The organism is Sphingobacterium siyangense (assembly GCF_007830445.1).
GTDB classification, from domain to species: domain Bacteria; phylum Bacteroidota; class Bacteroidia; order Sphingobacteriales; family Sphingobacteriaceae; genus Sphingobacterium; species Sphingobacterium siyangense.
Map to the genome: position 1 here is coordinate 23588 of NZ_VLKR01000021.1, position 21928 is coordinate 45515.

Below are 21928 nucleotides of genomic sequence, written 5' to 3' on the forward strand. Positions count from 1 at the left end.
ATTTATGTGTTCAATATGTTGATAATCATGTTGATGTGTGTTTTGTCATTTTTTTTACCCGTATTTTAATTAATGAGCTGATATGAATAAAATAAATGTGTTTTACCTCAGATCAGTCATTTTCTCTGATTTGAGGTACGCTAATTCATTCAGGGTATTGTGCTTAGCTTTGTGATGGTCTGTGAAATCCCTGTTTTATGTTTGTTAGGTTAAATAGGGCGATTGCTATAAGTATAATACCGTATGCTACATATTTGACTGGCGAAACAGGTTCGTTGAAGTAGGTTGCTGCTAAAGTAAATGCGATTAGTGGATTGATATAGAGGAGAACGCCAGTCGTTGTCGATGAAATGCCAATGAGTGCATACATGCTCAGGAAAAGGGGGATAATCGTGAATAGCGATGCAATAAGAAATATCGTGCCCCAAAATAGAGGTTCTGCTGGAATGGCATGATGATTATAGCTAAGTTTGGGGATTACAAACAAGGCACATATGCTAAGCTGTATCAGCAGTTGGTTGAGTTTGTCGAAACCCGTAGATACCCTTTGTACGATCAGGTAAAAAGCGTAGCAGGTCGCAATAGTAATCGCCCAGAGGACATCGTGTAATGAACCATTTGCGAGTAGACATACGCTGCCGAAAGCAATAAAAAGTGCTATTTTTTGCCAGAGGGTCAGTTTCTCCCTGAGTATGAGGTAGGCTCCAGCTGCGGTGATCAGCGGACAGGTCAGGTAGGCTAAGGCGGCAGATTGGATGCTGATATGGTTGACGGCATAGATATAAGTAAACCAATTTCCAAAGATTAAGGCCGACGCGAGCAGCGTAAGGCAGATCTGGCGGAGCTTGCCTGTTTGAGGTAGCAGCTGGAACTTACGGATATCAGCTGCCATGGTTTTTCTGCGGAAAAGCAAAAGATATATCCAGAGTGCCAGAAGCGCAGTTATTATTCTAAAATACAGAATATCTTCGGCAGGATAATCCCGTATCCATCGTACAGGGATAGACATAAATCCCCAGATAAAAGGGGCTAAAAAAGCCGCGAAAAGATATTTTCCGCGGCTTGCTGTTTCGTTGCTGCTTTCCACGGACTAATCTTTCCAGGCAATGACCGAAATTTCGACATTGACGTTCTTGGGAAGGGTTTTTACCGCAACACACTCACGTGCTGGTTGGGCCTCTTTAAAATATTCAGCATATACTTCATTGACTAATGCAAAATTGCCCATATCACTTAAAAAAATAGAAGCTTTGACAACATCTTCAAAAGTATAGCCGGCATTTGTCAGGATAGCTTCTACATTTTTCAATACCTGATGAGCTTCGTCTTTTACTCCTGACGAAATCAATTCCATCGTCTCGGGAACAAGGGGGATCTGCCCGGAAACATATAATGTATTGCCTGCTTTGATCGCCTGATTGTATGGCCCGATTGCTGCAGGTGCTTTGTCAGTATTTAAGATCTCTTTTTTTGACATGGATGACTGTGTTTAGGATGTAAAAAATATTTTATAGATCAGCCCCAATAAAAACACAAGAATGGCCGTTGCATTAATGATATGCATGGCTTTAATACTGCTATTGCTGGGACGATCCGGATTGCGCTTTCTGAAAAAGTACATGGAACTAAGGTACAACAGTAAATTAGAAAGTTAAAATGAAAAGATCAAAAATTTTGAAAGAATTTCCAATAAACTATGAAACAAAATCTTGCGCAAGTGATTGGTTTTTTTGAATTTTGGTAACTTGGTAAGTGAAATAGAATTTAATAGAAATTATATGAATAAGCTAGCATTAATTGGGGGTAAAATATATACAGGCGACGCGATTTTGGAACAAAAAGCATTGCTGATCAGCGAAGGTAAAATTGATGGGATCGTCAATGATCAAGAGGTGCCCGCGGATTATGTTAGTTATCCGATTAACGGCGCTAATATTTGTGCTGGGTTGATCGATCTGCAATTGTATGGTGACGGATCGGACTTGTATTCCGCCGAGCGTAGTGTAGCCTCCTTGGAGCGTATCGCGGAGGGCTTGGTCCGTAAAGGGACAACCTCTTTTATGTTGACGCTGGCGACCAATACGATTCCCGTATTTAAGGACGCCATTCGGGTGGCAGAAGACTTCCGGCATAATGCATTTTTAGGACTGCATTTGGAAGGTCCTTTCCTGAATCCGAAAAAAAGAGGGGCTCATCCTGCAGAATTAATTATCAAGCCTACAAAGGAAAGGATTGAAGATCTTTTGGCGGGAAATCAGGTCGTCAAGATGATGACTATAGCACCTGAATGCATAGCGGACGATGTCCTGAAGTACCTGCAGGGCTATGGCTTATTGCTGAGTGCAGGTCATAGTGATGCGACTTTTGAGGAAGGGACCCATGGTTATGATCTGGGGATTCCAACAAGTACCCACCTGTTTAATGCCATGTCGCCTTTACACCATCGCGAAGTAGGGCTTGTTGGCGCAATTTTTAATCATCCGACAGCGCAAGCAAGTATTATTGTGGATGGACATCACGTAAGCTTTGAAGCGGTAAAGATCGCAAAAAGGCAAATGGGAGATCGGTTGTTTATGATTACCGATGCTGTAGCCGCTTGCGATAAAGATATCTATCAGCATATATTGAACGATGGGTATTATTCGTTGCCAGACGGTACTATTTCAGGAGCTGCAATTTCCTTGCTGGAGGGGATAAAAAATGCTGTACAAAAGGTAGGGATACCACTCGATGAAGCGATCCGGATGGCTACAGTGTATCCGGCAAACCTTTTAAAGCGAGCGGATATCGGAAATCTCAATCATGGAAGCACAGCCAATGTCATTGCCTTTAACGACGACTTTCAATTGGAGCAGGTGATCTTCAACGGTGAGTTAAAACGCTGATACATTTCGGAGAAGATTGGCCGGGATTGACTAATATTATATGTATCTTCGTTCGTTATTTTGAAAAAACACTATTCTATAGATTGATGAAACGTTCCCTATTATTTTTAGCGACAGCACTTTTTGTTTTATCCTCTTGTTCATCCAAGAAAAATAAAAAACAGGAGCCTGTCAGTACCACAACTACAAATGTCGAAATTGTAAAAAAAGATCCGCCCACGCAGCCTAAGCGCGAACGGGTGAAAACTGCAATTGAAACAAAAGAGCAGCCGGTTGCAGAAAAGAAAAAGGAAATTGTGGTCGATCTTCCGGTGTTACCGCGCGAGTTTCGTGCCGCTTGGGTGGCCTCTGTTGCCAATATCAATTGGCCAAGCAAAAACAATCTGAGTACGGCTGAACAGCAACAGGAGGCGATCGGTATTTTAGATTTTTTGAAAAACAATAATTTCAATGCCGTGATCTTTCAGGTGCGTCCATCAGCCGATGCTTTTTATAAAAGTGATCTTGAACCTTGGTCGTACTTTTTGACCGGGACAGAGGGACAAGCACCTTCTCCTTACTACGATCCACTTGATTTTTGGGTTGAACAGGCGCATAAAAGAGGGATTGAACTTCATGTTTGGCTGAACCCCTACCGTGCTCACCACACCGCTGGCGGTGCTGTTACTTCAGCGTCTATGGCGCGCAAAATGCCCGAGTCGGTTGTCAAATTAAAACAGGGGTATTATTGGTTTGATCCATCCAAACAATCGACACAGGATCATGCTGCGCGCGTAGTTATGGATATTGTCAAACGTTACGATATCGACGGCGTACATTTTGATGATTATTTCTACCCTTATGCCGAATACAATGGCGGACAGGATTTTCCGGATTCGGATAGTTACAATGAATACAAGCGTAATGGAGGGAATCTATCGCGCGGCGACTTCCGTAGAAATAGTGTAAATACCTTTATCGAACGTATTTATAAGGATATTAAGAAAGAGAAGAATTTTGTGAAATTCGGGATCAGTCCATTTGGTATCTGGAAACCTGGTTATCCTTCGGGAATTCAGGGGTCGAGTCAATATGATATGCTCTATGCTGATGCGAAGTTATGGTTGAACAAAGGCTGGATAGATTATTTTGCTCCCCAGCTATATTGGCCTATACAACCAGCCAAACAAAGCTATACGGCCCTGCTGAAATGGTGGGAAAGTGAGAATACATTGGGACGTCATCTTTGGCCGGGCATCAATACAGTTGGTAGACGTGGTCCGGAATATGTTCAGGAAATTGTCAATCAAGTGGAGGCTGCACGTACACTATTGCCGGATAACCGGGAAGGTGTAATCCATTGGAGTTTGGCTGGACTGACCAAAAACCCAGCCATGACACAAGCTTTGGTGAATGGTCCTTATCAGGTGAAAGCATTGGTGCCAACAAGCCCTTGGTTGAATGCAAATCCTTTGTTGAAACCGACTTTGCTACTGACTCCACAAGGAGGAAATATTTTTGCGAAATGGCAACATCAGCAAATTGATCAGGTTTCAAAATGGGTATTGTATCTCAACTACGGTGGCGTATGGCAATATGAGATTCTGGATCCCGGGGTTACAAGTAAGGATATTCCGACGACGTTGAACAACAAAAAACTGCAGTATGTTGCGGTTAAAGCGATTGATCGTTTGAGTAATGAGGGGCCTTATGTCGCTGAAAAGATAAAGTAGTTAGCTGTCGGTATTATCAACACTTACAAAAAGGATATCTGAGTTTTGGATATCCTTTTTTTCTGAAAGTGTCTGATCTTATTGGCCAGAAAGAACCTTCAGCTCGCTTTCATTGCTGTTGGTATCTGCGAAGTCATGAAGGTTTTGTTTTGAATTGTAATCTATCCAAGGTAAATTTATAGGTATGGAAGAAATCTATAAAACGGTAAGCGACTCTGTGATTCGGATGTCGCAGCTGATGTTGCCATCCAATGCTAATTTTGGTGGTAAAATACACGGCGGTTATATTTTATCATTGATGGATCAGATTGCATTTGCTGTGGCATCCAAATTTTCTGCACATTATTGTGTGACGGCGTCAGTTGGCAAAGTTGATTTTTTGAAGCCTATTGAGGTGGGGGAGTTGGTGACATTGATCGCTTCTGTGAATTATGTAGGGAACTCTTCTATGGAAGTCGGTATTCGGGTCGAAGCGATGAATATTCAGACGGGTGAAACCAAACATTGTAATTCCTCCTATTTTACGATGGTGGCGAAGGATGAAACAGGGAAGCCCGCCCGGGTGCCAAGGTTAATATTGGAAACCGAAAAAGATATATTTCGTTTCTACCGCTGTGTGGTGAAGATGGAGGTCGACAAAGAAAGAGATCGTGCTATTCACGATCTGGAAACGGACTCCGCCGAACAACAGGCTTATATTAAGCGGTATTTTGATGTAAAGATCGATCTGGCTCCGTAATGGAGTGAAAGCTGTTTGCTACCATTCGACAGTACCTAGATATTTACTGTCTGTGCATTCATCACTTCCGTCCGTTTTATGGAAGAACACATAGATGCGGTAGGTGCCGACATGCTGTTGTCGTTGGAGTTTTACCATCTGTGTTCGTTGGATAAGTGTATTCATGCCCTCATTGGTGAATGCAACTTCTTCTTCTGGGCAAGATAGAAGTAGTCGACAGCTGCTTGCATTGAGGTCAGAAGCTGCACTTAGCTTTGTGTCATAATCCCAGGAGAGCGTAAATGTTTCAGTCTCTTTATCTATCTGAAATGTATAGTCGGAAATGGGATTGGGAAGCCCCTTACTCACGCGAAAGTTTTCATAATTGATGGCATAGCCCGTTGCCGTTTTTTCTACTGCATGATTGAGGTTGTAGGACATAGCGTTGCTATAAGCCTTTTTATTGAGGTTATAGTTTTTAAATCCGACTCGTAATAAATAGAGCATTGAAGAGCTAAATTTTTGGATGAGGGAAAACCGTGAACGCGACTGGATTTGGTCTGTGGTAGGTTCTTTTTTGTTTTTCTTTGGTAAGCCTCTTGCATAGGTTGTATTTCCATTGGTAACGAAAACGACTGATCCTGCTTTCCCTGAAAGTGTGCCATTGGCACCGTTTTTAATGATGGCCATAATATAAGTGAATTGGTATTTATTTTTCTTTAAGGTACCAAATAAATAAGTATTTATCAATATTAACTTCGACTTTATCTCGTATTTTTTACGGAGTTCAGTCGGTGCTTGCTCGGTCTTTCTTCGGTCACAACCGAAGAAGCTCCGAGCAAGCACCGAGTAAGTACCGAAGGAGCACCGAAGAATCTCTGAAAGTGACTCCTATTTATTTAGTATAAATGGCGGTAAATACTGGATGTTTTCTTGCATAAGGACGCTGTTATTTATTGGTGTTGCGTATGATTTGTATTTTTCTTGCAGTTATGTGTGGATTTGGCGCGATATATAGTGAAAATGGTTCTGCTAAATGCTTTTATTATATGTTTTTTGTTTTATAATGCTGTTATATGCGTTTTTATATCTGTTTTTTGGGGTTTGTAGTGGATTTTTGCTGTTGTATTGTGCGTTGATGTGTTTATTGTTGTTTCTTTTTAAAATAATTGCGCATAAGCTTGCAAAAACAGGAAGCTTTTCATACTATTGTGTAGTAATTGATATAAGCCTGGGGTTGGAACCGCCCGCTATGGAAAATTATTAACAACTAACTAAAAACCATGAATAAAAAAATTCTCTTATTCTGTTCAGGGGTGATGCTGTCAACCAGTTTATGGGCACAGACCAAAACTGTAACGGGTAAAGTGACGAATGCCTCTGATGGTGGTACAATGCCTAATGTAACCGTGAGTATCAAAGGTAAGGCTGTCAGTACCCAGACCAAACCGGACGGAAGTTTCACGATCAATGCGGAGCCGGGCGATATTTTGATTTTTAGAGCCGTGGGGTCTCAAGAAAGACAACAATTAGTTGGCGCAAATGCAACGATCAATGTTGCGCTTTCTGGCAGTGAGGAGGCGCTTGAAGAGGTTGTTGTGACGGCAATGGGAATTAAGAAAGAAAAAAAGGCGCTTGGCTATGCTGTTCAGGATATTAAATCGGATGAGTTGATGAAGAATAAAAATCCCAATGTCATTAACTCATTGAACGGTAAGATTGCAGGTTTAAATATTACCAATTCAGGGGGAGCTCCCGGAGCTTCTGCCTCTATAATTATCCGTGGTGGAACATCTCTTGAACGAGATAATCAACCTTTATTTGTCATCGATGGGATGCCGATAGATAATTCCACCGGGGTTGGTGATATGTCCGCTTTTGATGGATCTACCAACATCTCGACAACATCAGGAAATAGAGCGATGGATATTAATCCAGAAGATATCGAGTCTATTTCGGTTTTGAAAGGGCCTACAGCTGCGGCTTTATATGGTATTCGTGCAGCGGCAGGGGCTATTGTAATTACGACTAAGAAAGGTCAAGACGGCGCGGTTTCCATTGGGGTGAATTCGCGAGTAAGTGCCAATTGGGTAAATAAATTGCCAAAGCAACAATCTATTTATAAACAGGGGACCAGTTTGTCTGGAACTGTAGATCCGAATAGTAATTTTTCTTGGGGAAATAAATTCGCGGAGGGCGAGACTGTCTACGATAATCTAGGTGATTTTTTTAAGACAGGTTATACTTATGATAACAATTTTAATGTAACAGGTGGTAATAAAAATGGTAATTTTTATTTGTCTGGAGGTAATCTGAAGCAAACTGGAATTATTCCTACTACGGATTATGATCGAACCAACTTCCGTTTAAACGGGGAGCAACGTCTCGGTATTATGACCTTTGGAGGAAATGCGGCCTTTTCGCAAAGCAAGACAACGAAGACACTGACAGGTACAGGCCTGTGGGGGACGGGAGGAAATGGTTATCTAGAATCCATTATTGCCTATCCCCGTAATGCTAATATGAAGAACTGGCAGAATGCCGATGGTAGTCAAAATTTATTGCTACCGGCAATTTCCCTAGAAGCTAATGTCGATAATCCCTATTGGACAGTTCATATGAATCCGCAGACTGATAAAACCAATCGGTTTTTAGGAACCTTTTATACCAATGCCAAATTCACGGATTGGCTGGATTTTACTTATCGTTTGGGTTTGGATAACTATACTTCTACTTATACTTCGAGGATTTCAGCAGGATCATCTGTGGTAGAGCAATACCAAAAAGGGATGTTGTCTCAAAATGTCACTCAATATACATTTACAAATCATAACTTTTTATTGAATGCACATAAAGTGGTCGCTCAAGACTGGGATCTGAGTCTATTGTTAGGTGCTGCTACTGAGGATCTAAATACGAAAACCAATGCGACAAAAGCGCAACGCTTTATTTTACCAAATTTTTATGCTTTTAATAATGCCGCGGATAAAGATAAGTTTGTTTATGATAACCTGACTCAAATTCGCCGGTTAGGTGTATTTGGTGATTTTAAGGTCGGTTATAAAAATTTGGCCTATTTAGGGGCGACATTAAGGAATGACTGGTCTTCGACCTTGCCTGTGGAAAATAGGTCTTTTATGTATCCTTCTTTTAGTGGAAGTTTGATCTTTTCTGAATTGTTACCCAAGAACGATATTTTTACATACGGTAAACTGCGGGCATCTTGGGCCCAAGTCGGTAAAGATGCGCCAGCCTATCAGACAAATTCTTACTTAGAGATTCCTCAAAATACAATTGGAGGAGGTTTTCGCAACTCATGGACTTTGGGAAACTCAAATCTAAAGCCTGAAAAAACCCAATCTTTTGAGGTCGGTACCGATCTTAAGTTTTTACGGAACCGTCTAGGGGTGGAGTTTACCTACTATAATAACAAATCTGTGGATCAGATATTGTCGCCAAGGGTAGATAATGCAACTGGTGGTATTTTTCAATATGTAAATGCAGGAAATTTACAAAATAAAGGTCTGGAGTTAACAATCAATGCGACACCAATTAAGCGGGAAAATTTTTCTTGGGATTTGGCCTTAAATATGTCTCATAATAAAGGTAAAGTAAATGCTTTGCCAGGTGGATTGGCTATCTTGTATGTGACAGATGTTCAAGTTGCCGATGGTAAAGCTGCGTCCTTTAATGATGGTGACTTTATGGGGATAAGTGGGAAAAAATGGAGAACTAATGAGGATGGAGAGCTGTTGTTGGATTGGACCACAGGGTATCCCTCTTCAGATGGGAATGCGACATATCAGGTGGGGAACCGCGAGCCCAAGTTTTTAGGAGGATTAAATAATAGTTTTACGTATAAAAATTGGAATCTTTCGTTCTTATTTGATTTTAGAAAAGGTGGCGATATTCTAAACGGTACGGAATATCAGCTCGCTTACTATGGTTTGAGTAGAAATACAGAGAATAGGGGTGATAAAATGTTGTTGAATGGCATTGCGACAAATCCGGCAACAAATCAAGCTGAACATGTTACTCGGGAGATCACACTAGATCAGTATTATTATCAAAATATCTATGCGCAACAAACAGCTAATTTTGTGGAAACAGTTAACTGGTTGCGTTTGCGGTCGGTTAATTTATCCTACGATTTACCGAGTTCTGTTTTCCAGAAAGTGAAGTGGATTAAAGGAGCAAACTTTACGTTGAATGCAACGAATTTGCTGTTGTTTACAAATTACTCTGGAATGGATCCTGAGGTTAGTGCTGCAGGTGCTGGTGTCAAAGGTTCTGGTTCGGTTGGTGTTGATTATGCAGGTGTGCCAAATACAAAGAGTGTGACGTTTGGTGTTAATTTAAAATTCTAATGCGATGAAAAGTAAACTATTAATATTTATAGCGATTGGCGGAGCATTATTTACATCATGTAAAGATTGGATGGACGTAAATGATAATCCGAATAATCCAAATACTTCTGTTCCTACTGCTGATCTCAGACTTCCACCAATTTTAGCTCAGTTTGTTGATGGTTACGAGAGTGCTGGTACGAGAGGGGCTCTCTTATCGCAGCAACTTGTTTCGGCTAACAACTCGGCGAGTAATTGGAATCTTACACAATGGAACATAACAAGTGCATCTATTAATTGGCCGTATCAATCCTGGTATGTCTATTGCGCTGTCAATATTCCTGATATGTTGAAAGCTGCTGAAAAATCAGGGGCGAATCATTATTATGGTGTAGGTAAGGTAATCTGGGCGTGGGGCTTTGCTAATCTTGCGGATATGTATGGAATGGTTCCCTATGATGAAGCATTTGTCGGAGGAAATATGACACCAAAATATGACCAGGATGAATATATCTATGAACAAGCATTGAAAGAGCTGGATTTGGGTATCGAATATTTGCAAAAAAACCAGGATCAAGGCGCTCCCGAACTTTCGAAAGGAGACTATCTTTATGGAGGCGATGTTCAAAAGTGGATTAAACTGGCCTACGGTTTAAAAGTCAGGATGTTAAACCATTTATCTAAAACTGATAAATATGATCCGGTGGCGATCTTGGCAAATATTGAAAAAGCGCCTAAAACTGTGGGGGAGTCTGCGGTGTATCAATATCAAGACGAGGCCGTGTCAGGGAATGCAGCAACAAATTCATTGCAATATGGTAATAATAATACCAATCGTCTGAGCCAATTGTATTTGAATTATATACTGAACGATTATACGGGGGCGCCGAAAGGGAGCAATAATGTGGAAGACCCTCGAGCTGCATTATTGATACCAAATATTATCGCCAATGACGTTCAGTCACGTACGGTAGGTGTGGATTTGGCGACCTTATCGGCAAATGGATTTCCTTCATCGGAGCCTAAATACGCCGCACTTAGGCCTTCAGCAACAAGTACGGGGACTTGGTATACGGCTAAAGGTTCAAAAGGCCTTCTGTTGACGAATGCAGAAATGTTTTTTATTAAAGCTGAGGTTTATTATAAGCAAGGTAATAAAGCTCAGGCATTGCAGGCATATAAAGATGGGATTAAAGCACATTGTGATTTGTTGGGAGTTAACTCGACTACTTTTTTAGCAAGTTCGTCCGTTGTTCAGGATGCTAATGCTTTAACGTTGAGTCAAGTCATGATTCAGAAGTATATTGCTTTGTCTTATTCACCTGAAATGTTCAATGATGTAAGGCGTATGGATTATTGTACCGATGCGTCAGGGGCTTATAATGAAACGCAGGGTGTTTATAAGGGCTTTATCCGTCCGAGCTTTGCTTATACAATTGCTTTTCCAACACAAGATTTATGGCCAAGAAGATTTAATGTGCCTACCTATGGAATTCAATATAATTATGCGCAAGTAATTGCGGCAGATCCCGATGTTAGTGCGGTGACCTATACGGCAAAGCCGGTTTTCTGGGATAAAAAATAATCGACTATCTATCTCTGGCAAGCAGAAGTTGTTACTTCTGCTTGCCAATTTAATTTATCCTTGATGTGGCTTTCCGTCGAAAATCAGTAGCTTTATTTATGAATTTGGATAAATTGTATTTAACACTGCTTTTAGTAGGTTTTTCTATTTTGGGGTTAGCCCAGTCGCCCAGGATCATTCAAAAACCAATTACCTGGGACAAGAACCGTATTCAGCTTTCGCTGGATTACCTGAAAAATCGGCACGGTCTGCCGCAGTCGACACCGGTGATCCATCCTAAGATGGTGGTGGTGCACTGGACGGCTAACAATAGCGTGAAAGCAACCTTCAATACCTTTAATCCTGTCCGGCTTCCGGGAAGGCCTGAATTGACCAAGGCCAGTGCCTTGAATGTTTCTTCGCAATTTGTCATTGATCGTGACGGTACGATTTATCAGTTTTTGCCAGATTCTATTTTTGCACGGCATACAATAGGTCTCAACTATTGTGCGATCGGTATTGAGAACATAGGTAGCCGTCAGAACCCGTTGACAGATGCGCAATTGAAAGCGAATGAAGAGCTTATCCGTTATCTGAGTGAAAAATATCCTATAGAATTCGTTTTAGGGCATCATGAGTACCAACGTTTTAAGAAAACGAGTTGGTGGAAAGAAACAGATCCCAATTACATCACTGGTAAAGATGACCCAGGGGATAAATTTATGAATGCGCTAAGAAAGCAGCTTGCTGATCTGAAATTAAATCCGTTGCCTTAATGTGATGCCCTCTGTGGCTAATGTCGTTTATGATTTCTAAGAGCGATGATCGATTTTTGTGAAAAGTTGCGGACGATAGTGTATAATCCAAGGGGTGTTATCATTGGTTGTGCAGGTTTGATGTATTTTGCTGCATTGTTAATAAAGTCTTAATTGTATTCTATTTGTTACATTGTGGTGTGTATTGCACACTTACTGGTTTTTCGTTTGAATCGTATTTTTGTTGTTAATTGTTTTATTATTAGTGTTTTGTGTTGAAAATATGTTTTTATTTTTGATGTCAGATTCCAATTTTAAAGAAAGTGTTGTCTCTAAAATGTAAGTGAATACTTACTTTCTTTTGCGTTTTTATGTAGTGTTTAATTTTAAAAACGAAAAGTTCTACTTATTTTTATTCTGATTTTCAATTATTCGTGCATAAAACTGCATTTGTGCATGAGCTAAAAGTCTATTTATGATGAAAAATGCCTTATTAAAGCTGTCTTTTTTGGTTTCTATTGTTGTTTTTGTTTCTTGTGGGAATTCTTTGAAGTCTGTACAAGGTAATAAAAGTGCAGGGAACAGCATTGTAGCTGATGTAACGAGCAAAGCTGTCGTGCCGGGTGCAGATCAACTTGCTTTGTATCTACCCCAGTTAAAAGGTAAAAAAGTTGGGATCATGGGAAATCAGACTTCCATTGTTGGGCCCGATAAAAGGCATCTTGTGGACGTCTTGCTCGAGAATAAAGTAGATTTAAAATTTGCTTTTGCTCCTGAACATGGATTTCGGGGGAATGTAGAACGTGGCGAGAAGTTTGGAAATGATATTGATCAGAAAACAGGTTTACCGCTATTTACATTATATGGGGGAAATAAGAAACAGGATTCGATTGTCAATTCCATCGATGTTATGATTTTCGATCTACAGGATGTCGGAGCGCGTTTTTACACTTATATCACTTCCTTACATCGTGTGATGGAGCTTTGTGCAAAACATAACAAGAAATTAATTGTATTAGATCGCCCAAATCCAAATGGAGATCAGGTCGACGGCCCAGTAAGGAATGATGATAAGTTTAAATCCGATGTTTCTTGGCATAAAATAGCGATGATCCATGGCTTGACCATTGGTGAACTTGCGCAGATGATCAATGGAGAGCATTGGCTGGAAAATGGACGTCAAGCTGATATACAGATTGTAACGGTTCAAAATTGGGATCACAGCATGCCGTATGACTTGCCTGTGGTTCCGTCTCCAAGTTTGCCTAATTCTCTTTCTGTTCGTTTATACCTTTCGCTTTGTCTGTTTGAAGGTACGGATATTTCCGTTGGACGGGGGACAGACTGGCCGTTCCAAATCTTGGGATATACAAATCCTGTGTATGGCAATTTTATGTTTACCCCTGGTGACCGCCATGGAATGACTAAACATGTTGAGGGAAAAGGTGCAACGAATTATGGTATAGACTTACGAGATTTGGAACCGGAAAAGCAAAAATTCACCTTAAAATATCTGTTGGATTTTTACCAAAAGACACCGGATAAGTCGACTTTCTTTGCGCGGCCTGATTTTTTTGATAAGCTGGCAGGTACGGATCAGTTGCGCAAACAGATTCTTGCCGGTGAATCCGAAGCGCAGATTCGTGCTTCTTGGTCTGATGACTTGAAAGCTTATAAGCAAATGCGTAAAAAGTATTTGTTATATACTGATTTTGAATAGCAATAACTAACAATATTAACTAGAATCATTTATTTTAAAACTCTATAATCAATGCGGAAATTTGTACTATTTTCTGTTGCTTTTGGCTTGAGTTTTCCTTCTGAATCCTATTCTTTTACAAAAAAGGAAGGTACTTTGAAGAGCGATAATTTAACCAATGTTCTTTTAAGTTCTTCTGCAAAAAGTGCGATTCAAAATACGGTGCAAGGTACTGTAACGGATGGAAAAGGTCCAGTCTCTGAAGTAAGCGTGTCTGTGGTTGGTGGTAATGCGTCAACAAAGACCGATGCTCAAGGACATTTTAAGATTACAGCTGCCGTGGGGAGCAAGTTACGTTTTTCATCTGTGGGATATGTAACACGCGAGGTTCCAGTGACTTCGAACTTGTTGAATGTGACGTTGGTCGGTGATCAACAAACATTGGATGAAGTGGTTGTAACCGCTTTGGGTATTGAGCGCTCAAAGAAAAATCTGACTTATTCCGTACAAAAAGTTACCGGAGATGATTTAAGAAAATCAAATCAAGGTAATATCGTGAATGCATTGCAGGGACAAGTCGCTGGGGCGCAGATATCATCGTCCGGAGGATCTCCAGGTTTGCCATCTGAAATCATATTAAGAGGGTCTACTTCCTTATCTGGAGATAATCAACCTCTGATGATTATTGATGGTATTCGTGTCAGTAATGCGTCGATTAATGGTAGTGTAAATAGACTTGCGGATTTTAATCCGGATGATATTGAAGATATTTCGATTTTAAAAGGGGCCGCGGCTGCAGCTCTTTATGGTATTGATGCCGCTTCTGGAGCTATTGTAATTACGACAAAAAAAGGCAAAGCAGGCGTTATGCAGATTAATGCTGGATATAAGGCATTTGTTGAGACAATGGGGAGGCTTCCACGTCAACAAAATATTTATACAACAGGGACTGGGGGGACATATAGCCAAGCAACTACTTCTTCCTGGGGACGGAAATTTAGGTCCGATGAAGCTATTTACGATAATTTAGAGCGTTTTTTTCAAACCGGAGTGACGCACGATGCGGTATTCAATGTTAACGGAGGGGCAGACAAATTCAATTATTATATGTCTGGAAATTATAGGAATCAAGGTTCTATGATTCCTAACACCGACAATGATAAATTTTCGTATTTAATAAAAGGTACTGCGAAATTGCTAAGTAATTTGGAACTGACTGCTTCGGCAAATTATATAAAAAATAATTTGAAAGAGGGGCTTGTTGGTGGTAGCTCGGGGGGGTGGATCAATAGTATTCTACGCTATCCATTGGCTTATGATATTTTGGATTATCAGTATGAGAATGGTGATCCGCATTACGCTTATTTTGAAACAGGAAAGGAAAACGAAGCAATTATCTCGCCGATGTGGTCGGTGATGAATAACCCTCGGTTTAATAATACTGAGCGGACTGTTATAAACGGTAATTTGGTCTATAAACCTTTGAATTGGATTAACTTGAATTATCGAATTGGACAGGATTATTTTAATCAAAGCTATAAATACGCTGTTAAGCCAGGTACTCCGGGTGAAAATTATACAGGGTATATTTCACAATCTAATGGAAATTACAAGAATTTTACACAGATGTTAAACGCGACTTTTGATCGCAAATTCTTGGAAGATTTTAGAACGACTTTGCTGTTGGGAGGTACAGAAGAATATTACGAGGCAAAATCAATCGCCCAGAGCGGAACGGGCTTTCTAAATCCGGATTTAGTTTCTATAAACAATATTGATCCGACAGTACTTAAGACAACTGAATCTAATCCTCGTCGAAGAAGGTATGCCTTATATGGTGATTTCCGTTTGGAATATAGAAACCTTTTAACTTTGGGGATTACGGGAAGAAATGATTGGACTTCTACTTTGTCAGAAGAAAATAGACAATTCTTTTCACCTTCTTATTCGGGGAGCTTTACTTATTCTGAGCTGTTTGAAAATAAAAATGATTGGTATGGAAAATTGCGGGTTAGCTATGCAAAGGTCGGTAAAGATGCCCCAATATATGCTACAAATACCAATTTAATCCAGAATCCAGGGTTAGGAGGTGGTTTTATTATTAATAGTACAGGAGGAAATCCATATCTTAAGCCTGAAAGAACGACAGAGTTTGAAATCGGGACTGAACTGCGCATGTTGAAAAATAGGCTTAGTGTGGATTTCGCCTATTATAATAAAAAATCTATTGACCAGATTATTACAGCTCGGGTGCCTTTGCCTACAGGGTATGTTATTCAAACATTTAATGCAGGTAGCTTGCGTAATAAAGGTATTGAAGTATCAGTGTCAGGGAGTCCGGTCAAAAAGGAAAATTTTGAATGGAAATCAACGGTCAATGCCTGGAAAAACAATTCTAAAATGTTAGAATTTCCTGGGCAGATTACGACTTTTCCCTATACTAATGCGCAATTATCTGCGGGGAAGGCAGCTTCTGTGTTAGGTGAGCCTGTTTTAGGGATTGTTGGGACAGATTATAAACGTACTGAAGAGGGGTATGTAATAGTCGGAGAGGATGGATTGCCTGTAATAGAAAGTGGTGAAACTTATATTGGGAATAGAGAGCCAGAGTTTAATATCGGTTGGATCAATAATTTTCGCTATAAAAGCTTCAGTTTATCATTCCTTTGGGATTTCAGATTTGGCGGAGATATTTTAAATGCTTCTCGTCAACAGATGATGTCTTCAGGTATTGCCTATGATATTGGTGAATGGAGAGATAAGGAATTTGTGTTTGATGGTGTTGTTGAACAGGCTGATGGGTCATACGTGAAAAACGCGAAGTCAGTGACGTTGGATTATAATTATTTTGTGAATAATTATGCTGCTGTAGGAACAAATTTTATAGAGAAGGTCAATTGGGCGAGATTACGTTATGTGACCTTGAGTTATAATTTACCGAAAGCCTTTACCAATCGTTATAAGCTCGGTAATGTTGCGCTTGAATTTTCTGCGCAGAATCCATTAATTTTTACCAATTATTCTGGTGGAGACCCTGAAGTAAATAGTGCTGGTCCCAATGCGGGAGGGACGGGTGCAAGTACTATGGGGGTTGATTATGGGGCCATACCATTGCCTAAGTCCTATTCTTTTGGTATAAACTTCACATTTTAAGTTGATTAATTATGAATAAGTCTATAAAAAATATTTTCGCAATGTTGCTGGTTACGAGTGCATTCGCTGCATGTAGTGACAAGTTGGATATTAATACTAATCCGGTGCAACCTGTGACAACCTCGTCCAATTTACGCCTTCCGGGAGTTTTGGGCAACATGGCATATCATCTGTATTCGCACGCACGATTCTCGGTTTACCATAGTTATTATTTTACAAACCGTTTGGGAAGTACGAGGGCGATAGAAGATACTTGGAACTATAACAGTATAACACGGATGGGAGCCTGGAGATGGCATTACTATGATGTTGGATCTAATGTAAACGGATTGATTGAGAGGGCGATAGAGGAAGGTTCTACTAATTATTTGGGTGTTGCTAAGATTATGCTGGCATTTTCATATCTAACTGCAACGGATAGTTTTGGAGATATGCCTTTCACGGAGGCCTATTCAGGCTCATATTACCCCAAATATGATACGCAAGAAACTATATATGCTGGAATAGCCAATTTATTGGATGAAGGAGTGGCGGCCTTGGATCAAGAGAGTAATAAATCTCTCGTTATGAATTCGGCTTCTGATTTGGTGTATGCGGGAGATTTGCAAAAATGGAAAGCATTTGCATTTGCCGTTAAATCCAGGATGTTGCTGCACACAGCTAATTTTACAAATAATTATGATGCTGTTATCAGTAATGTAAATATAGCATTGTCAAACTTTGATGATGCTATGATTAAGTATCCGGAATCGAGTTCGGATTTGTGGGAGAAAAATCTTTGGGGTGAAACTGCGGCACAGCCAGAATGGCAATTTGCTGATATAAAAAATATTAGTGCGAATTCTTTGCCAACGGATTTTTTGATGAATGCATTAACCATAGATGCTGTGGCAGGAAAATATGACCCTAGACTTTATGCGTTAACGACACCTGGGGAGAATAAAAAATATTTAGGAGCCAAAGAGTCAGAGGGGCTGTCGGATTTGAACCTGCCGACCGGAACTACTTATAAGGATTTTGCAACTTTGACCGGAGGTTTTTGGACGGCGGATAAATCACCATATCCTTTTATTTTGAAGGAAGAACTTTACTTTATAAAAGCTGAAGCTGAATTTTATAAAGGTAATGCAACAGCAGCGTTTGAAGCTTGGAAGCAGGGAGTGAAGATCAATTTTAGTAGGTTGGGAATAGCTGACGGGGAATCATTGAATTATCTAAGTTCCTCGAAAGTCCCGCAGGATGCTGGAGAGTTGAAAATCTCGGATATTATGATGCAAAAATGGTTGGCTTTGTATCTACAGAGTGAAACGTGGGTTGATATGAGAAGGTACAATTACAGTGCTACTGCTTATCCTGGGGTTTATTATCCGAAAAATGCGTTAAAAGAGTGGGGGGGGCGTAATATCCAACGATTCCCATACGATCCGCAAACGGAATATGTCTATAATCCACAGGAAATCGCTCGATTGGGGGCTACTGCGCGTGATTGGTGTTTTAATCCTGTATGGTGGGCGGAAAAATCAACTTTAAAATAGAAATAATATGAAGTCTTATATATTCAAAACTCTTCTTTATTTGCTTGGTGCAGTCTCTGTTGTGAGTTGCAAAAGAAATGATCCTATTGGGGATTTAGGTGAAACAAATGGACAGTATGTCGCTATGTTAAATGTTTCTTATGATATTAATAAACCCGTGTTTGGAGATACCTTGACGGTGACAGCATCAACATGGCAACGTGATGATAAAATTTCGTCCTTAGAAATGACGGAGACGGTCGTACAGAAATTTGGTGTTAATCTAACCTTGCAAAAGGGAACAGTATTAAATACGAATGATTTGGAATCGTCAGCATCAACATTGGTCGTGACAGATACTATTTTAAATAAAGTACCTTGGTTTTCTATTAAGAATGATAACGATCAATTGAATGCTTATTTTGAAACGGTTACCAATAATTACATTGTTAGGGCTAAGTACCCATTTGAATTAAATGAAGGTCATTATCCTAATGATAATACTTTGATAGAGAATTTAAAAGATGTGGATTTTGAAGTGTTGAAATCAATCTTAGCTTATCGTATTAAGGCAGATGATTACAGGTTGTTGTATCCTGATGCACCTTCAACGGATTTTACTTCTGGAGGGGTTTATGATTTAACACAGGCCGGAATTAATAATCTCAAGTCAACACTGACGAAAAAGATGTTGTCGATTGTCTTGGCGAGCTGTGCCAAGTCAGGTACCTTTCATGTTGATATTGTAACTAATGTTTATACCGCGACAGGGGCTTCTCGTTCTGTTACGCGAAACTTTCAAACGAATCTGTAGCTATGAAAAAGTGTAATATTTTTTTTATAATTCTATTATTGCTGACTGTCTTTAGTTGTAATAAAGATACGGTTTCTTATATAGATCCCGCCGGAAATTATGCGGTCAATTTTGATTTTCCTAGTGGAAATGTTACCGCTCCGGCTAAGGTTGTTTTAATTAACCGTTCAAAATATTCTGATAAGTATCAATGGGATTTTCAAGATGCTCAAAGTATTTCTAAGGATGGTAATCCTACGGATATTAGCTCGTCAAGTCAGATAGTTCCTGATACCTTGTATTACGAGGTTCCGGGGACATATGAAGTTAAATTGACAGCTTGGCAAGGCGAAAAATCTGAGTCATTAACGAAAACGTTGGTGGTTACTAAGATGCAACCAAAGATCGTAGTCCCAGAGAATATAGGTGTTTATTTGAAGGTGGGCTTTTCTGTTGAAGCTTTTGCTTATCCGGGTAAGACACTCACGTATGCATGGGATTTTGGGGAGGGTGGAACGTCGACCGAAGCAAATCCCGTTGTGATGTTTCAGACAGAAGGAGAGCATATCGTTAGGCTGACGATTAATGATGGAGAGGAGTCGCTTTCTACTGAAGTTACAGTTCAAGTAATGGGGGAACTTGCGCAATCGTTGTATTTTACGGATGTTAAAACAGGAAAGCTGTTTCGGTACGCATTTAAAGAGAAAAGTATACCTACGTTAGATGGGTACAATGTTTCTTTAGGGGTGCACCCAATGGCAATGCAGGTTTTTAATAATAGGGTGTATATTTCTGATGCAGGAAATAATATCTATTTCGCTACAGCAGCAGGTGACGGACGGATTTTCTCGGTCGATCTTAAAGGAGAAAATGAGAAGGTGCTAGGTCGTAATACTGTGTCTACTACTTCTGGTTATCAGTATGATCCATTCAATTTTGTTATTGACTCTGCTTCCGCTATGTTGTTTTATACTGGCCGAAACTTTAATATATTCGGCATTTCTGTGACATCAGATAACATTACATTGCCGACTACTCAGCGCATGGGTATTGTTGCAGCCAATGCAGGCGTTTCTTCTGTCTATAATTGGATTGATGGTGGGGTTCAGATTGTTGGTTCAGAACTTTGGTATTCGAAACAGGCAAATGGTAAGGGGCTCTATAAATTTAATTTGAGTACAAATACTTTTATAAGCCGCTTAAGCGCATTTGATAACTTTAGTATTCGGAATTTTATTGTGGATCAAGTGAATAGTAAAATCTACTTCGTCTTAAATAATGCTTCTGGCAGTTATCAAACCGGATTGTATCGATCAAATTTGGATGGTTCTAGTATACAGTTGATCGATGAGTTAGAAGGTTTCTCAATAGAGGGGTCGGGGACAGAAATTGCTTTGATCACTTCGTTGGCAATCGATAGAAATATAGCTGGTTATTTGTATTATGGATATCGTTCATCTACTGATGTAGGGACAACTGGAAGCGTGATTGGCACTGGAGCAAATTCTGGTATAAAGCGTTATAAACTGGATGGTTCTAAACAAGCTGAATTCCTTTTAAAGGGCTATATTCCATATGGTATAGCGATGGATTATGTAAAAAGATAGTGTAAATTTCAAGACATGAAAAGATTGATATTAAGCCTTATTGTAGCTGCTGGACTGGTTTCTTGTAAAAAGGAAATAAATAAAGTCCCGGATAACTATGGTATAGAGACTGAAGAAGGGCCTACAGGCGACTATGTTTCAGATGTGAGTTTTAAGAATATCGGATACTGCTATGCAAATACAGATCCGGCTACTGTAGATAGTGTGAAATTTAGCATGTTAACACATGTGCATTTTGCATTCTTATATCCAAAAACCGACGGTTCTCTGACGGCACTGACGAATGTTAGTAGATTTGTAGGGTTAAAAAATCTAGCAAAAGAACGTGGTGCCAAAGTAGCGATTTCATTGGGTGGGGATGCCGCTATTTATCGTACTCTTGCTGCGGATGCGACAATCCGTAAAGTGTTTGTGGAGAATGTTGTACAGTTTGTAAGGACTTATAAATTAGATGGGGTAGATTTAGATTGGGAGTATCCTTCGGCTGCAGAAGGTAGCGACGTAACAAATACATACTTAGTGAAAGAATTGGCTACTAAGCTCCATGCGTTGCATAAATATTTAAGTATTGCCGTGACGGCAGGCTTGTATGCAGGGCCAATAAAAGAGGGGATTACAGAGGAGGTAATTGATCAGGTCGATTTTGTGAATCTGATGGCTTATGATGCGAGAGGGTTGGATCCAGCATCTCTAAATCATCACTCAACTTACACGATTGCACTCAAGGTTCTTGATGCTTGGCAAAATGATAAAGGCTTGCCGAAGGAAAAATCAGTTTTAGGGATCCCTTTATATGGTAAAGATGTTAATAATAACGCGATTAACTTTGGTACATTGCTGTCCAATGGGGCTAATCCGGATGAAGACTCATATACTTTGGCTAATGTTATTTATTATTATAATGGTTTAAATACATTAAAACAGAAAGTAGGTTTAGCTAAAGAACGGGCTAATGGATTAATGTATTGGGAGATCAATCAAGACGCGAGTGGAAATGATTCGTTGATTAAAGCAGCTTCTTTGTTTATAGAATAGTGATTATGTGTTGGTTAATGAGCTTACTCTCCTTTTCGCATTGAGGTGATCTTCGTTGCCAGAATACACTGTCAAAAATGGATTTCAATACCAATATAGGCTAGATGAAAGAGTTTATTGTTGTTCACAATGGAACAAATCGGCATG

General features: G+C 39.9%; 16 protein-coding genes. 12 read left to right on the forward strand and 4 right to left on the reverse strand.

The features are described from left to right. Positions 1-163: 163 nt before the first annotated feature. Genes IQ31_RS17790 through IQ31_RS28160 form a run of 3 tightly spaced genes read right to left on the reverse strand, consistent with a single transcriptional unit; the run spans position 164 to position 1621 of the window. The gene (locus IQ31_RS17790; protein WP_244294525.1) at positions 164-1087 is read right to left on the reverse strand and encodes an EamA family transporter; all 924 of its coding nucleotides are present in this window, start codon (positions 1085-1087) and stop codon (positions 164-166) included. Positions 1088-1090: 3 nt separating this feature from the next. Then, entirely contained in the window at positions 1091-1477 is a 387-nt protein-coding gene (locus IQ31_RS17795) for a RidA family protein (RefSeq protein ID WP_046672670.1), read from the reverse strand. 12 nt (positions 1478-1489) lie between these two features. Continuing rightward, a complete protein-coding gene (locus IQ31_RS28160; protein ID WP_342212507.1) occupies positions 1490-1621 on the reverse strand; it encodes a DUF6728 family protein in 132 nt (43 codons plus the stop codon). 157 nt (positions 1622-1778) lie between these two features. Between IQ31_RS28160 and nagA the strand changes: the two genes are divergently transcribed. The 3 genes from nagA (at position 1779) to IQ31_RS17810 (ending at position 5336) form a co-directional block, all read left to right on the forward strand. Next, positions 1779-2885 carry an N-acetylglucosamine-6-phosphate deacetylase gene (gene nagA / locus IQ31_RS17800; protein ID WP_145328978.1) on the forward strand — a complete coding sequence of 369 codons (1107 nt, stop codon included), beginning with the start codon at positions 1779-1781 and terminating at the stop codon, positions 2883-2885. Positions 2886-2971: 86 nt separating this feature from the next. Next, on the forward strand, positions 2972-4597 hold the full coding sequence (locus IQ31_RS17805; RefSeq protein ID WP_145328980.1) for a glycoside hydrolase family 10-like protein: 1626 nt from the start codon (positions 2972-2974) through the stop codon (positions 4595-4597). Between the two features lie 184 nt (positions 4598-4781). Further along, positions 4782-5336 carry an acyl-CoA thioesterase gene (locus IQ31_RS17810; protein ID WP_145328982.1) on the forward strand — a complete coding sequence of 185 codons (555 nt, stop codon included), beginning with the start codon at positions 4782-4784 and terminating at the stop codon, positions 5334-5336. A gap of 18 nt (positions 5337-5354) precedes the next feature. Here IQ31_RS17810 and IQ31_RS17815 read toward each other — a convergent pair whose 3' ends face one another. Further along, complete coding sequence (locus IQ31_RS17815; protein WP_145328984.1) at positions 5355-6005, reverse strand: DUF6266 family protein; 651 nt, start codon at positions 6003-6005, stop codon at positions 5355-5357. Between the two features lie 593 nt (positions 6006-6598). Here IQ31_RS17815 and IQ31_RS17820 point away from each other — a divergent pair. From IQ31_RS17820 to IQ31_RS17860, 9 genes are all read left to right on the forward strand, one after another. Next, complete coding sequence (locus IQ31_RS17820; protein WP_145328986.1) at positions 6599-9682, forward strand: SusC/RagA family TonB-linked outer membrane protein; 3084 nt, start codon at positions 6599-6601, stop codon at positions 9680-9682. Between the two features lie 4 nt (positions 9683-9686). After that, entirely contained in the window at positions 9687-11246 is a 1560-nt protein-coding gene (locus tag IQ31_RS17825; RefSeq protein WP_145328988.1) for a SusD/RagB family nutrient-binding outer membrane lipoprotein, read from the forward strand. 98 nt (positions 11247-11344) lie between these two features. Beyond that, positions 11345-12001 (forward strand): N-acetylmuramoyl-L-alanine amidase, encoded by a 657-nt coding sequence (locus tag IQ31_RS17830; protein WP_145328990.1) that lies wholly within the window; start codon positions 11345-11347, stop codon positions 11999-12001. 454 nt (positions 12002-12455) lie between these two features. Then, entirely contained in the window at positions 12456-13700 is a 1245-nt protein-coding gene (locus IQ31_RS17835; RefSeq protein ID WP_244294526.1) for an exo-beta-N-acetylmuramidase NamZ family protein, read from the forward strand. A 51-nt stretch (positions 13701-13751) separates the two neighbouring features. Then, positions 13752-16832: a SusC/RagA family TonB-linked outer membrane protein gene (locus IQ31_RS17840; RefSeq protein ID WP_145328992.1), complete on the forward strand. Its 3081-nt coding sequence runs from the start codon at positions 13752-13754 to the stop codon at positions 16830-16832. Between the two features lie 11 nt (positions 16833-16843). Further along, positions 16844-18367, forward strand: a complete 1524-nt coding sequence (locus IQ31_RS17845; RefSeq protein WP_145328994.1) for a SusD/RagB family nutrient-binding outer membrane lipoprotein — start codon at positions 16844-16846, stop codon at positions 18365-18367. Positions 18368-18374: 7 nt separating this feature from the next. Beyond that, positions 18375-19160, forward strand: coding sequence for a hypothetical protein (locus IQ31_RS17850; RefSeq protein ID WP_145328996.1), 786 nt, complete (start codon positions 18375-18377; stop codon positions 19158-19160). Positions 19161-19162: 2 nt separating this feature from the next. After that, positions 19163-20746, forward strand: coding sequence for a PKD domain-containing protein (locus IQ31_RS17855; RefSeq protein WP_145328998.1), 1584 nt, complete (start codon positions 19163-19165; stop codon positions 20744-20746). A 15-nt stretch (positions 20747-20761) separates the two neighbouring features. Next, on the forward strand, positions 20762-21781 hold the full coding sequence (locus tag IQ31_RS17860) for a glycosyl hydrolase family 18 protein (RefSeq protein ID WP_145329000.1): 1020 nt from the start codon (positions 20762-20764) through the stop codon (positions 21779-21781). Positions 21782-21928 lie beyond the last annotated feature (147 nt).